Annotated in this window: 13 protein-coding genes; all 13 read left to right on the forward strand. The window is 62.0% G+C overall.

The window, feature by feature from the left end; all coding sequences use genetic code 11:
• Positions 1 to 40: 40 nt before the first annotated feature.
• A complete protein-coding gene (locus tag AC07E3_RS14685; protein WP_478362917.1) occupies positions 41 to 1,261 on the forward strand; it encodes an ROK family transcriptional regulator in 1,221 nt (406 codons plus the stop codon).
• A complete protein-coding gene (locus AC07E3_RS14690; protein WP_478362919.1) occupies positions 1,258 to 2,517 on the forward strand; it encodes a M20 family metallopeptidase in 1,260 nt (419 codons plus the stop codon). Before AC07E3_RS14685 ends, AC07E3_RS14690 begins: the two co-directional genes overlap by 4 nt.
• Positions 2,518 to 2,558: 41 nt before the next feature.
• Positions 2,559 to 3,617 carry a substrate-binding domain-containing protein gene (locus tag AC07E3_RS14695; RefSeq protein ID WP_478362922.1) on the forward strand — a complete coding sequence of 353 codons (1,059 nt, stop codon included), beginning with the start codon at positions 2,559 to 2,561 and terminating at the stop codon, positions 3,615 to 3,617.
• A gap of 57 nt (positions 3,618 to 3,674) precedes the next feature.
• Positions 3,675 to 4,739 (forward strand): substrate-binding domain-containing protein, encoded by a 1,065-nt coding sequence (locus AC07E3_RS14700; protein WP_336071225.1) that lies wholly within the window; start codon positions 3,675 to 3,677, stop codon positions 4,737 to 4,739.
• A gap of 73 nt (positions 4,740 to 4,812) precedes the next feature.
• Positions 4,813 to 5,772, forward strand: coding sequence for an ABC transporter permease (locus AC07E3_RS14705; protein WP_336071224.1), 960 nt, complete (start codon positions 4,813 to 4,815; stop codon positions 5,770 to 5,772).
• A 21-nt stretch (positions 5,773 to 5,793) separates the two neighbouring features.
• Positions 5,794 to 6,999 carry an alanine racemase gene (locus AC07E3_RS14710; protein WP_478362925.1) on the forward strand — a complete coding sequence of 402 codons (1,206 nt, stop codon included), beginning with the start codon at positions 5,794 to 5,796 and terminating at the stop codon, positions 6,997 to 6,999.
• Positions 7,000 to 7,002: 3 nt separating this feature from the next.
• Positions 7,003 to 7,758 carry an ATP-binding cassette domain-containing protein gene (locus AC07E3_RS14715; RefSeq protein ID WP_336071222.1) on the forward strand — a complete coding sequence of 252 codons (756 nt, stop codon included), beginning with the start codon at positions 7,003 to 7,005 and terminating at the stop codon, positions 7,756 to 7,758.
• 257 nt (positions 7,759 to 8,015) lie between these two features.
• Positions 8,016 to 9,080, forward strand: coding sequence for an ABC transporter ATP-binding protein (locus AC07E3_RS14720; protein WP_336071221.1), 1,065 nt, complete (start codon positions 8,016 to 8,018; stop codon positions 9,078 to 9,080).
• 124 nt (positions 9,081 to 9,204) lie between these two features.
• The gene (locus AC07E3_RS14725) at positions 9,205 to 10,521 is read left to right on the forward strand and encodes an ABC transporter substrate-binding protein (RefSeq protein ID WP_478362928.1); all 1,317 of its coding nucleotides are present in this window, start codon (positions 9,205 to 9,207) and stop codon (positions 10,519 to 10,521) included.
• 74 nt (positions 10,522 to 10,595) lie between these two features.
• Positions 10,596 to 11,525 carry a carbohydrate ABC transporter permease gene (locus tag AC07E3_RS14730; RefSeq protein WP_336071219.1) on the forward strand — a complete coding sequence of 310 codons (930 nt, stop codon included), beginning with the start codon at positions 10,596 to 10,598 and terminating at the stop codon, positions 11,523 to 11,525.
• 11 nt (positions 11,526 to 11,536) lie between these two features.
• Positions 11,537 to 12,439, forward strand: a complete 903-nt coding sequence (locus AC07E3_RS14735) for a carbohydrate ABC transporter permease (RefSeq protein ID WP_336071218.1) — start codon at positions 11,537 to 11,539, stop codon at positions 12,437 to 12,439.
• 26 nt (positions 12,440 to 12,465) lie between these two features.
• The gene (gene ltnD / locus AC07E3_RS14740; protein WP_478362931.1) at positions 12,466 to 13,362 is read left to right on the forward strand and encodes an L-threonate dehydrogenase; all 897 of its coding nucleotides are present in this window, start codon (positions 12,466 to 12,468) and stop codon (positions 13,360 to 13,362) included.
• Between the two features lie 131 nt (positions 13,363 to 13,493).
• Positions 13,494 to 13,934, forward strand: coding sequence for a PACE efflux transporter (locus AC07E3_RS14745; RefSeq protein ID WP_478362933.1), 441 nt, complete (start codon positions 13,494 to 13,496; stop codon positions 13,932 to 13,934).
• Positions 13,935 to 13,936: the final 2 nt, after the last annotated feature.

Here is a 13,936-nt window from a genome sequence, read left to right on the forward strand (position 1 = left end):
AACGGTGTAATAAGTTCGGTAACAGAACGAACTAAAAGAAATGGCTGTGAACGAAGCTCCGCGCATCTCCCGTCAATTCTCTCTCTGCATGGTCATGGAGGCGATCGTTCATTGCGGTCCGATCTCCCGCGCAAGCATTGCCAAGCAGACAGGTCTTTCCAAGCAGACGATCTCCGAGATCGCCCGTCAGCTCGAGGAGGACGGTTGGATCCGGGAGACCGGGCGCACCCAGGGGCATGTGGGGCGAAGCGCCGTCACCTACGAGATCGTCCCGGACGCAGCCTGCATCGCCACCGTCGATCTTGGTGGTACCAAGGTGCGCGCGGCGATTGCCGATCTTTCCTGTCAGGTCCTGGCGGAAGTGACCGAACCGACGGATGCGCGGGGCGGTGTTCATGTGATCAGCCAGATTGCCCGTCTTTGCCGCGAGGCTGCGGCGCACAACAATATCCCCTATGAAAGACTCCGCATGGCCGTTGTCGGTGTGCCTGGCGTGCCGGATCAGGAGCGCGGGCGCATTGTGATGTCACCCAATGTGACGGGTTTCGAGACGCTCGATGTGCGTGCGGCGCTCGCCGCCGAACTCGGGGTCGAGATCGTTCTGGAGAATGACGTCAACCTTGCTGCCATCGGGGAGCACTGGATTGGCAGTGTCGCCGGTGTGGACGATCTGGCCTACATCGCCATCGGTACCGGTATCGGCGCGGGGCTGATGGTCGGCGGTGACCTGGTGCGCGGCTTCGGCAACGCGGCAGGTGAGCTTGGCTTTCTGCCGTTTGGTACCGATCCGTTTGAAGCGGAATCGCTGAAGGTGGGTGCGCTGGAGCGGGTGACGGGAACCGTGGGCATCCGCCGGCGATATCGGGAGCTGTCCGGCCGTGAACTCGACGTTCCTGGAATTTTCGATGCGCTTGGGACGGGTGACGTCCACGCGCGCCAGGTTCTTGACGAAACGGCGCGCTATGTGGCGCGCGCCGTCGCCGCGATCTGCGCCATCACCAATCCCGGCAAGGTCGTGCTCGGAGGGTCCATAGGCAGCCGCAGAGAACTGGTCGAGCGTGTGCGCGACCTGCTGCCGCTCTGCTTTCCGTCTCCGGTGGAGCTCGATGTTTCCGAGCTGGGGTCGCGCGTTGCGATTGTCGGTGGCGCGGCCGTGGGGCTCACACATCTTCATTCAACGCTTTTCGCAGGCGGTGTGCCGGGAGCCGAGATCAGCCTGCCTCCGGCGAAGGTGGTCAAGCTGGTGGAGGCGGTGCAATGACGGGCGACAGGAGCGTGCAGGACAGGCTGAAGAGCGCTTTCGATGCCGATTCCGCGCTGGACCTTCTCAAGGGCGCGATAGCGCGGGAGAGCGTGACAGGCAACGAGGCCAACTTCGTTTCCTTCCTTGAAACGCAGATGCGGAAACTCGGGCTCTCGCCGCAGAGTGCCGAATTCCTGCCGGGCCGTCCCAATGTCTGGGGCGAGCGCAAAGGGGCGGGCGGTGGTCCGCGGCTCCTCTTCATCGGGCATACCGATACGGTCCATGTGCGCGGCTGGGCCGAGCACTGGAAGGGCACCGAACGCGAAGACCCGTTTTCCGGCGCTGTCATAGACGGTGAAATCTGGGGGCGGGGCTCAGGCGATCTCAAGGCCGGCATCTCAGCCTCGCTTTGCGCGCTCGATCTGCTGGATCGAGCGGGACTGGCACTCAAGGGTGACGTCTCCTTTGCGTTCGTCGGTGACGAGGAGAGCGGGGAACCCGGAACGGGTGTAAGTGCCGGCATCAAGGACCTGGCGCAGCGCTTCGAACGCGGCGAGATCGCAAAGCCGGATTTCGCGGTTTATGTCGAGCCGACGAAGCTCTCCGTTTTTCCGGCCCAGATGGGTTTTTTCATTGCGGATGTCACGGTGACCGGAAAGTCGGCCTATTTCGGTGTTCCCGAAGAGGGCGTCGACGCACTCAGGGCCATGCATGGTGTTCTCGATGCGATCTGGCGCCATTCGGACGCGATTGCCGGAAGGGCCAGCCACCCGCTTGTGGGGCGGGCCTTTGCCCTTGTGACCGGCATCGATGGCGGCGGCTACATAGCCGTGCCCGGTGAGTGCCGGATTTCGCTTATTCGCAAGCTTTTGCCCGGCGAGGCGCTGGACGATGCGGTCGCCGAGCTCGAGGGCGTGGTCAATGAAGCCGTCGCCGGCACGGGCACGACCGTATCGATGGACTATCCGGCGGGGCGCGATCATCGCCATGGCGGATCGCCTGCCGAAGTCGATCCCGAACGCCCGGACATTCAGGCCCTGGCGGCAGCAATGCATGAAGCGCTGCCGGGCCGGGGCGCGTTGAGCGGGGCTCCCTACTGGTCGGAAGCGCCTTTCCTGATCGACCGGGTCGGTTGCCCGACCGTCTATTGCGCGCCGGGCGATATCTCCAACTGCCACACATTCGAAGAGCGCGTGAGCGTGGAGGAATATTTCGCGGGCATTGTCGGCTTCGCGAGCTTTATCGCCGGCTATTGCGGCATCGAAAACGCATAAGCGCCCGCAAGGGGCAAAGAGAAGGGGAAGAGGAGAAAATCATGTCGATAGTCAATCTGTTGCGCGCGGCATCGCTTTCCGCGCTTTTCATCACGGGTGGCGCTTATGCGCAGACCGTTGGTCCGCAGGGCGAGACCGCTACGCCCACAGCCGAAATTTCGGTTCCCGACGACAAGGTCGAAGGGCTGAAGGCAGGCGGCCACCGCGCAGCCCTTTTGTGGCACGACCAGTCGGATTTCGTGAACGCGGTGACGGCCGGCGCAAGCGACGAGTTCGCGCGACTTGGCATTGAAGTTGTGGCAACCACCAGCGCCGGTTTCGACGCCGCCAAGCAGCGCAGCGACATCGAAACGGCCATGGCCAAGAAGCCGGACATCATTCTTTCGCTGCCGCTCGACCCGGTGACATCGGCTGCGGCCTTCGAGGAAGCGAAGGCGCAGGGTGTGAAGCTTGTTTTCCTCTCCAACCTGCCGAAAGACTACAAGCACGGCGCCGACTATGCGGCGATTGTCACCGACGATCTGTTCCAGATGGGTAAGCAGGCCGCCGATGCGCTGGCAAAGGCCATGGGCGGCAAGGGCACGGTGGGCTGGGTCTATCACGATGCCGATTATTACGTGACCAACCAGCGTGACAACGCCTTCAAGACCACCATCGAAAACGATTATCCGGAGATGAAGATCGTTGCCGAACAGGGCATCAGCGATCCCGCGCGGGCGGAAGAGATCGCCAATGCGATGCTTCTGAAGAACCCGGATATCGGCGGCATCTTCGTTACCTGGGCGGGTCCTGCCGAAGGTGTTCTGGCAGCCCTGCGCGCCAATGGCAACAAGACCACCAAGGTGGTGACGCTCGATCTGAGCGAGCCGGTGGCGCTTGACATGGTGCGTGGTGGCAATGTGGCCGCCATCGTCGCCGATGAAGCCTACGAGCTTGGCCGCGCCATGGCGGCGACCGGCGCACTGGCTCTGATCGGTGAAGAGACGCCGCCTTTCATCGTTGCGCCGGCTGTGACCGCCACCGCCGACAATGTGGGCGAAGCCTGGCAACAGTCGCTGCATGTGGATGCGCCGAAAAGCGTGATGCAGGCCGGGAAATAATGCCTGCGCGGCGGCCGCCGGGCGCGGCCGCCAAACGGGGAAACGGGAGGAAATGACATGAAACTCAAAGCTCTTATTGCAGCGGTTCCGCTTCTGGCAGTGACAACCGCGATGGCCTTTGCCGAACAGCCTGCGACGGTCGGGCCGAACGGCGAGGCGCCAACGCCGGCGGCTTCGCTCACCCTCAGCGATGCGGATATCGAGACCATAAAGTCCGGCGGCCACACCGCCGCGCTCGTCTGGCACGAACTCTACGACTGGTCGAACGCCGTGGCGCAGGGTGCGAAGGACGAATTCGCCCGCCTTGGCATCGAAGTGGTCGCGGAAACCGATGCGGGTTTCGACACCGCGCGCCAGAAGGCCGATGTGGAAACGGTGATGGCACGCAATCCCTCCATCATCGTATCGCTGCCCATCGATCCGCCGACGGCCAAGTCCGTCTATGGCGTTGCCAGGGATGCGGGCGTCGAGCTCGTCTTCATCGACAATGCGGTGCAGGGCTTCACCCATGGCGAGGATTACACGACCGTGGTTTCGGCCGATCTCTTTCAGATCGGCAACAAGGCGGCTGTGGCGCTGGCCGAGGCCATCGGCGGCAAGGGCAAGGTGGGCTATATGTTCCACGATGCCGATTTTCCCGTCACCAACCAGCGCGACGGTGCGTTCAAGTGGACCATCGAGAACGCGTATCCGGAAATCGAGATCGTGATCGAATCCGGCATGACCGACCCGGCCAATGCCGAGGACATTGCAAGCGCCATGCTCTCGCGCAATCCCGATCTCGACGGCATCTACACACCATGGGCCGAGCCGGCTCTGGGCGTGCTCTCCGTTCTCCGTCAGCAGTCCAACGACCGGACCAAGGTGGTGACGATCGATCTGAACGAGCCTGCCGCGCTCGACATGCTCAAGGGTGGCAACATCGCCGCGATCATCGCCGACGAGGCCTATCAGATCGGCGTTACGGCGGCGCGGGCGGCGGCAGCGGGCCTGCTTGACAGGCCGGTGGAGCCTTTCCTCGTCGTCGATGCGCTGAGTGTCGGCTCCGACAATGTTGTCGATGGCTGGATGCAGTCGATGAACCGGCAGCCGCCGGAAAGCGTCAGGGCCGCGGCCCAGTAACAACTCCGGCAGGCCGTGGCCGGATCCCGAATCTACGGCCTGCCAACCCGTTCAGTTCTTTCAGAGACGTCACATGTTCAAGCGCACATCCGCGATAGCCAGAAAGTTCGATCTGCAGGGCAGCGTCATCTATCTGGGCTTCATCGCGATCTTTCTCTTCTTCGCCATCACGCTCGCGGATGACGGCTTCCTGACCACCAGGAACCTTTCGAACATCGTGCTCCAGACCGCGCCGGCGACGATCATGGCCATCGGCCTCGTCTTCGTTCTCTCGGCGGGCGAGATCGATCTTTCCTTCGGCTCCATCGTTGCCGTTGCAGCCCTCGCGGCCGCCGTGGTGATGCAGGAGCATTCCATGCTGTTCGGCATTCTTGCCGGGCTTGGCGCGGGGCTGGCCATTGGCTGGATCAACGGGATGATGGTCGCTTATCTGCGCCTGCCATCCTTTCTTGTGACACTGGCCACGATGGGGCTGTTTGCCGGTGTGGCGCGCTCCATGACGGATTTGCGTTCCATTCCGGTTCTGAGCGACACGTTCACCGGCTTCTTCGGTTCGGGCTCGCTTTTCGGCATCCCCTCGCTTGTGCTGTGGACGCTCGCCGCCGTGATCGTCGGCCATCTGGTCTACCGCGAGAGCCGGTTCGGCGCGCATGTGATCGCGACCGGTGACAATGCGCGCGCCGCGCAGGTTTCCGGCATCAAGGTTCCGCGCATCCGTCTTGCGGTGCTGATGATAAGCGGCGGCTGTGCCGGGCTTGCCGGGCTGCTTTATGCCGGGCGGCTGCAGGCGGCAAAATACACACTTGGCGAAAGCGACCTGATGACCGTGATCGCGGCCGTGATCGTCGGCGGCACGGCGCTGAACGGCGGCAAGGGCTCCGTGATCGGCGCGCTCGTCGGTTCGCTTCTCATGGGCATGTTGAACAACGGGCTGATCCTGATGGGGCTCTCGGTCTCCGATCAGATGATCGTGCGCGGGCTCATCATCCTTCTCGCCGTTGCCATTTCCCTGCGCGACACCACACGCGCCTGATCCGAATTCTGGAGAAGTCTGATGTTTCTCGATGTTCTTAGACGCCGCAATCCCGCATTCATCGAAGCGGCAATCCGTCTGCATCAGGAGGGCAGGGTGCCAGCCAATGCCTATCTGCTCGACCTGGATGCGGTGGAGGAAAATGCCAGGCATTTCCGCGCTGCAGCCGAGAGACATGGCCTGAAAGTGTTCGCCATGACCAAGCAGGTGGGGCGGAACAGCGGATTCTGCCAGGCGGTCATGCGCGGCGGTATCGACCGTTCCGTGGCCGTCGACATGGCCTGTGCGGTGGCCTGCGACCGGGCCGGCTTAAAGACCGGGCATCTCGGCCATCTGGTGCAGGTGCCGCGCCATGAAGCGCCGATGGCCGCATCGCGTCTGGCGCCCGATTTCTGGACCGTTTTCAGCAGGGAGAAGGCGCAGGAGGCCGCCCATGCGGCAAGGCTTGCCGGGCGCACCCAGTCCCTCCTCGCGCGGATCCACACTGAGAAAGACACGTTCTATCGCGGGCATGAGGGCGGCTTCCCTGCGGAGGACATTGCCGATGTGGCGGCGATGATCGATGCGCTCGACGGCGCGCGGTTCGCGGGTCTCACCACATTCCCGGCGCTGCTTTACGATCAGGAAAAGAAGAAGGTTCTGCCCACGCACAACCTCTCGACGCTCGCGCGCGCTGCCGAAGCGCTGGCGAAGGCCGGCCGCGGGGATGTGGAAGTGAATGCGCCGGGCACCACCTCATCAATCGTGCTCGACACGCTGGCCGAGGCGGGCGCAACGCAGTGTGAGCCGGGCAACGGCCTGCACGGCACGACGCCCCTTCATGCAATCGAGGACCTGCCGGAGCGTCCCGCTGTGCTCTACCTCTCGGAGGTTTCGCATCTTCACCAGCAGCGCGCCTACTGTTTCGGCGGCGGCCTTTATATCGATCCGGTCTTTCCGGATTACGATGTTCAGGCAATCGTGTCCGACACGCCGACGGCTTCGGCGCGGGCGATGGCCAGCGTGGAAATCCCGCCACCCTCGGCGATCGACTATTACGGCATGATCGACACGACGGGCGCGGTTAAGCCCAAGGCGGGTGACAGTGTCGTCTTCGGTTTCCGGGGGCAGGCCTTCGTCACTCGCGCCTTCACGGTGGGTGTTTCCGGTGTTTCCAGCGGCGATCCCAAAGTGGTCACCATCGAGAATCCGTTCGGGGTGGCGCAAGACTGGCCGGAATTGAGGTAAGCTATGTCAGCGAAATCAGAAGCCGGGAATGGTCCCGTTCTCGAACTGAAGAACATTCACAAGGCGTTTGGCGGGGTTGTCGCCATTCAGGATTTCTCGCTCGACCTGAAGGCCGGCGAGATCGTTGCGCTGGTCGGCGACAATGGCGCCGGCAAGTCGACGCTGATCAAGATCATCTCCGGCGTGCATGCTCCGACCTCGGGCACCATCCGGCTCGATGGCGAGGCGGTCAGCTTCTCCGACGCCAGCATGGCGCGCTCCAGCGGCATTGAGGTGGTCTATCAGGATCTGGCGCTGGCCGACCTTCAGCCCGTCTATATGAACCTCTTTCTCGGCCGCGAGAAAGTGCGAAAGCCTTTCGGCATGCTCGACCGCCGCGCGATGATGCAGGAAACACAGGCGCTTGTCGACGAACTGGATGTCCGGATTCCTTCGGCCAGTGCGATGATCCGCGATCTTTCGGGCGGGCAGCGGCAGGGTGTCGCCATTGCGCGGGCGACGCACTGGGCCACCAAGCTGATCCTTCTCGACGAGCCTACCGCTGCGCTCGGTGTCGCCGAAACGGCCAAGGTCGAGGAAATCGTCCAGTCACTCAAGGCCCGCAACCTGGCGATCCTCATCATCAGCCACAGCCTTGACCAGGTTTTCCGCCTCTCGGACAGGATCTGCGTCTTGCGGCGCGGCAACCAGATCGGTGTGCGTGAAACCGCGAAAACAGACAAGAACGAGATCGTATCCATGATCACCGGTCTCGCCTGAAGCAATTCGCTGCCGGGTGCCCGCACCCGGGCGCGGCAGGCATTTTCTTTTCCATTCATGACCTGATGCCATTGAGACGGCGCGATGCGTGAAGCACCGCGCCGTCATCCGATTGTTCTGCCGTTTCGCGATGCATACGTTATCGAAGCGATGTCGGATTTGAGAAACTTCCTGATGTTCCTTGTTTTGCAGGTTGCGCTCCATTCGGATTGCAGACACTATGCATTAATGAATACATTAAGGAGGGAGGAGCCTTAATGGCCACAGTGAAGTTTCGCGATGTCCGCAAGGCGTTCGGGCAAGTGGAGGTTCTCCATGGCGTCTCGGTGGATATCGAGGAGGGACAGTTCGTCGTTCTGGTCGGGCCGTCCGGCTGTGGGAAGTCGACCCTGCTGCGCATGTTGGCAGGCCTCGAGCACATCACATCGGGAGACATCGTGATCGGCGACCGGGTGGTGAATGCGCTTCCGCCCAAGGAACGGGACATCGCCATGGTGTTCCAGAACTATGCGCTTTATCCGCACATTACCGTGGCCGAGAACATGGGGTTCTCGCTCATGCTCAAGGGCGCGTCCAAGTCGGATATCGAGGCGAAGGTTCGGCCAGCGGCGGAAATTCTCGGGCTGACACATCTGCTCGACCGCTATCCGCGCCAGCTTTCCGGCGGTCAGCGCCAGCGTGTTGCCATGGGGCGGGCGATCGTGCGCAATCCGCAGGTGTTTCTCTTTGACGAGCCGCTCTCGAATCTGGATGCCAAGCTGCGCGTTTCCATGCGCTCTGAAATCAAGAACCTGCACCAGCGGCTCAAGACCACGACAGTCTATGTGACCCATGACCAGATCGAGGCGATGACCATGGCCGACAAGATTGTCGTCATGCATGACGGCATTGTCGAGCAGGTCGGCGAACCGCTGGAGCTCTATGACCGGCCCGCCAATCTTTTCGTGGCGGGCTTCATCGGATCGCCGGCCATGAACATGACACCGGGCGCGCTGGCTGACGGTGAACCCGGCATGTTCGTCACAGGAGAGGGTCAACGCATTGCGGTGGCCAATGCCGGAGCGGCAAGACCCGGCCAGAAACTGATCTGCGGTATCCGTCCCGAAGCGATCCACCTGCGCGGCGATGTGGCCCTGCGTGTGAAGGTGGTGGAGCCGACGGGGTCTGAAACCCATGTCGTCGCCGAGCTCGACGGCAATGAGATGACCTGCGTTTTCCGCGAGCGCATCAAGGCCGGACCGGGGGATGAACTGAAGGTCTCCATCGATCCGGCGGCAATCCATCTTTTCGATGCGGAGGGAGGGCAGAGGCTCTCGGCATGATCGGATTGGTGTCGCCGGGGAGGGCGGCGCCAGGACAGGGCGCCCCGGTGCCCGGCGTTAATGCGGCAGTCAATCGCTTTGCGGCATCGGGAGGATGCCCGCAGATTTGAGGAGGAGACGTGCAATGACGATCAATCGCAGGAGATTTCTTTCAGGCACGGCGGGTCTTGCCGCCGGTGGTCTGCTGGCGGGAACGCTGGGAACACGGCATGCGCTGGCGCAGGCAACGGCATCGATGTTCACCCCTGAAGAAGGCGCCACGCTGCGCCTTTTGCGCTGGGTGCCTTTCGTGACAGGCGAAGAGGAGGCCTGGAACGCCAACACCGCCGCTTTCACAGAAGCGACGGGCGTGGAGGTGCGGATCGACCAGGAAAGCTGGGAGGATGTGCGCCCGAAAGCGGCAGTGGCGGCCAATGTCGGATCTGGCCCGGACATGGTGATGAGCTGGTTCGACGATCCATTCCAGTATCCCGACAAGCTGGTGGACGTGACGGACCTGGCCAACGCACTCGGCGAGGAGCATGGCGGCTGGTATGAGGGCCTGGAGGGCTATGCCCGGCAGGGTGACAAGTTCATTGCCATTCCGCTCTGCGCCATCGGCAATGCAGTCTGCTATCGCGACAGCCACATGAAGGCGGCCGGGTTCAGCGAATTCCCGCAGGACACGGCCGGCTTCCTTGAACTGTGCAAGGCGATGAAGGCCAATGGCACGCCGGCGGGCTTCCCGCACGGCAAGGCGGTTGGTGACGGCAACAACTACGCGCACTGGCTGCTGTGGAGCCATGGCGGCATGACGGTGGACGAGAACGGTGCGGTGGCGATCAACAGCCCCGAGACGAAAGCGGCCATCGACTATGCGAAGGCGCTCTATGAAACGTTCATTCCGGGCACGGAAAGCTGGCTCGACATCAACAACAACCGCGCCTTCCTTGCCGGCGAGGTGTCGCTGACGGCGAACGGTGTTTCGCTTTACTATGCGGCGACCAAGGACGAGGCCTTAAAGGAAATCGCCGAGGACATCCGCACCACCAATCTGCCGATTGGCCCGGTGGGCAAGTCGGTCGAACTGCACCAGACCTCGACCCTTTCGATCTTCAATCACTGCAAATACCCGCAGGCGGCCAAGGCCTATCTCGCCTTCATGTATCAGGCCGACCGCATGAATGCCTGGCTGGAAGGCGCAAGCGCCTATTGCTGTCAGGCGCTCAGGGCTTTCGAGAGCAATCCCGTGTGGACCTCGAATCCGGTGCACGCGCCCTATGCCAAGGCTTCAGCTTCGCTGCGGCCCAACGGTTATGCAGGACCGCTCGGACCGGCATCGGCCGGTGTGATGGCCGATTATGTGCTGGTCGACATGTTTGCCGAGGCGGTGACCGGACAACGGACGCCCGAAGAGGCCATTGCCAACGCGGAGCGGCGCATCGCGCGCTACTACCGCTGATGGACAGGCGGCGCCGGCCAATCGCCGGCGCCGCTTCTTCATGCAGGTCAGTATCAAGAAAGGCAGGATGACCCATGCAGGCGAGGCCCGCGCGTTCCTTTTCGATCCTCGGATGGCTTCTGGAAAGCCGCAACGGGCTCGGGCTCCTGTTCATGCTGCCGGCGGCGGTGTTTCTTCTGTGTTTTCTCACCTATCCGCTGGGGCTGGGCGTGTGGCTCGGTTTCACGGATGCGCGGATCGGGCGCGAGGGCATTTTCGTCGGGCTCGAAAACTATATCTGGCTGTTCGACGATCCGGTCTTCTGGCTCTCCGTTTTCAACACGATGCTCTACACTGTCGTGGCCTCGGTGCTGAAATTCGTGCTGGGGCTATGGCTCGCGCTCATCCTGAACCAGCATCTGCCGTTCAAGACGTTTTTTCGCGCCATCATCCTGCTGCCCTGGGTGGTGCCGACCGTGCTTTCGGCGCTGGCTTTCTGGTGGATTTACGATTCCCAGTTTTCGATCATCTCCTATGTGCTGATGAATCTCGGTCTCATCAGCGAGCCGATCAATTTTCTTGGTGATCCGAACACGGCGCGAGCTTCGGTGATTGCGGCCAATGTCTGGCGCGGCATCCCGTTTGTGGCGATTTCGCTGCTGGCCGGTCTGCAGACCATTCCGCAGTCGCTGAACGAGGCGGCAGCGCTGGATGGCGCGACCTCATGGCAGCGGTTCACAAAGATCACACTGCCGCTTCTGACGCCGATCATCGCCGTGGTGATGACGTTTTCGGTGCTGTTCACCTTCACCGATTTCCAGCTCATCTATGTGCTGACGCGCGGCGGGCCCGTCAACGCCACGCATCTGATGGCAACCCTTTCCTTCCAGCGCGCCATTCCCGGCGGACAACTGGGCGAGGGCGCGGCGATTGCCGTGGCGATGATCCCCTTCCTGCTGGCGGCGATCCTGTTCTCCTTCTTCGGATTGCAGCGCCGCAAATGGCAGCAGGGCGGCGGCGACTGAGGAGGAAGGCCATGAGCGAGATCACCCAAAACACAAAACAGGCCGGCCTTCACGACGATTCGGAAGGCATGGAACAGTTCAACACGCTGCCGCGGCGGATCGTGACGGTCTATCTGCCGCTCGCGGTGTTCGTATTCGTGCTTCTGTTTCCGTTCTACTGGATGGCGATCACCGCCATCAAACCGGATTACCAGCTCACGGATTACAAAAACTACAGCCCCTTCTGGGTGATCGAGCCGACGCTCGAACATGTGAAATTCCTGCTGTTCGAAACGTCCTATCCGGGCTGGTTATGGAACACGATGCTGGTGTCCTTTGCCTCCACCTTCATCTCGCTCGCAGCGTCGGTTTTTGCTGCCTATGCCATCGAGCGGGTGCGGTTTACCGGTGCGCGGGTGACGGGGCTGATGATCTTTCTCGCCTATCTCGTGCCGCCATCCATCCTGTTCATTCCGCTGGCCTTCATCGTGTTCAAGGTGGGCATTTTCGATTCGCGCCTTGCGCTGATCCTCACCTATCCGACCTTTCTGATTCCGTTCTGCACCTGGCTTCTGATGGGATACTTCCGCAGCATCCCCTTCGAGCTGGAGGAAAGCGCGCTGGTGGACGGGGCGACGCGCTGGCAGATCCTGACCAAGGTTATCCTGCCGCTGGCGGTGCCCGGTCTCATCTCGGCCGGTATCTTCGCGTTCACGCTGTCGTGGAACGAATTCATCTACGCGCTTACCTTCATCTCCTCGTCGGAGAACAAGACGGTGCCTGTCGGCGTTCTGACGGAGCTGGTGCGCGGCGACATTTATGAGTGGGGGGCACTGATGTCGGGCGCGCTGCTTGGCTCCCTGCCCGTGGTCATCCTCTATTCCTTCTTCGTCGACTACTACGTCTCGTCCATGACGGGTGCGGTGAAAGAATGAGAATTCCGGTCTTTTGGGAGTGAGCCATGCGGGTGATGGTGGTCGGTCTCGGGTCGATGGGAATGGGGGCGGCGCTCTCGCTCGTGCGTGCCGGGCACGAGGTTTTCGGAGTGGACCCGCGCTGTGAGGCCCGTGCGGAACTTCGCTATGCGGGGGCCAGGGAGACCGGGCCGCGGGGGCTCGATTTTGCCTGTCGTGTCGAGGCCGTGTTGATCCTCACCGTCAATGCTGAGCAGGTGGAAAGCGTTCTCTTCGGAGAGGCGGGAATAGCCGGAAAGCTGCCGGCGGGAACGCCTGTCATGATCTCGTCGACGGTCTCGGCGGACGATGCGCGCCGTTTTGGCAGGGACCTGGAGCAGGCGGGGCACATGATGCTCGACGCGCCGGTTTCGGGTGGGCCGGCCAAGGCGCGTGAGGGTGCGATGACCGTGATGGCGGCAGGGCCGGAGAAGGCGTTCGAGCGGCTTGCGCCGGTGCTGGATGCCGTGGCGGAGCGGGTTTTCCGCATTTCCGACCGGATAGGCGATGGCGCGGCCGTCAAGGTCATCCACCAGCTTCTTGCAGGCGTGCATATCGCGGCCGGTGCTGAAGCCATGGCTCTCGCCTCACGGGCCGGCATCCCGCTCGAGACCATGTATGAGGTGGTCACCAATGCCGCCGGCAATTCCTGGATGTTCGAAAATCGTATGCGTCATGTGGTGGACGGGGACTATACGCCACGATCCACGGTCGATATCTTCGTAAAGGATCTGGGGCTTGTCACCGATACGGCGCGCGCGCTCGGGTTTCCCCTGCCGCTTGCCTCCACCGCCTATACGATGTTTGCCTCGGCAAGCATGGCCGGCTACGGACGATGGGATGACAGCGCGGTCATCAAGATGTTTCCCGGCATCACGTTACCGGGCAAGAATCCCGAAGAGTAGACGTCTGATAGTGTCAAAAAATCACTCTTGCATGATCCCCGAGTGCACCTATATTCCGCTCGAAAGCGAGGACGACCTCCCCCATTCAGGGAATCATGTCGGGACGGCCCGAGAACCAGATGGGGAGCAGTATGCGCACCGCTGCAGATCGTATTCGCCATGCCATCAGCTTCGAGCTGATTGCCCTTCTAATCGTTACACCGGCCGCTTCATGGCTGTTTGGCAAGCCCATGTTCGACATGGGCGTCGTTGTCATTGTGAGCGCCACGATCGCCACACTGTGGAACTACGTTTACAATCTCGGCTTCGATCACGCGCTGCGAAGGCTCACCGGCAGTGTGCGCAAATCCCTGCCCGTCCGCGTCGTCCATGCGCTTTTGTTTGAAGGCGGGCTTCTGGTGGCCCTCATGCCCACCACGGCGCTGTTCCTCGGTGTTCCGGTGCTGGACGCATTGTTCGTCAACGCGTCTTTCGCGGTGTTCTACCTGGTCTACGCCTTCGTGTTCAACTGGGCATATGACGTGATCTTCCCGGTGTCCGAGAAGCCCGCTTCCGCAGCGCGCAGCACCTGATC

It is taken from the genome of Nitratireductor lacus (assembly GCF_056431025.1).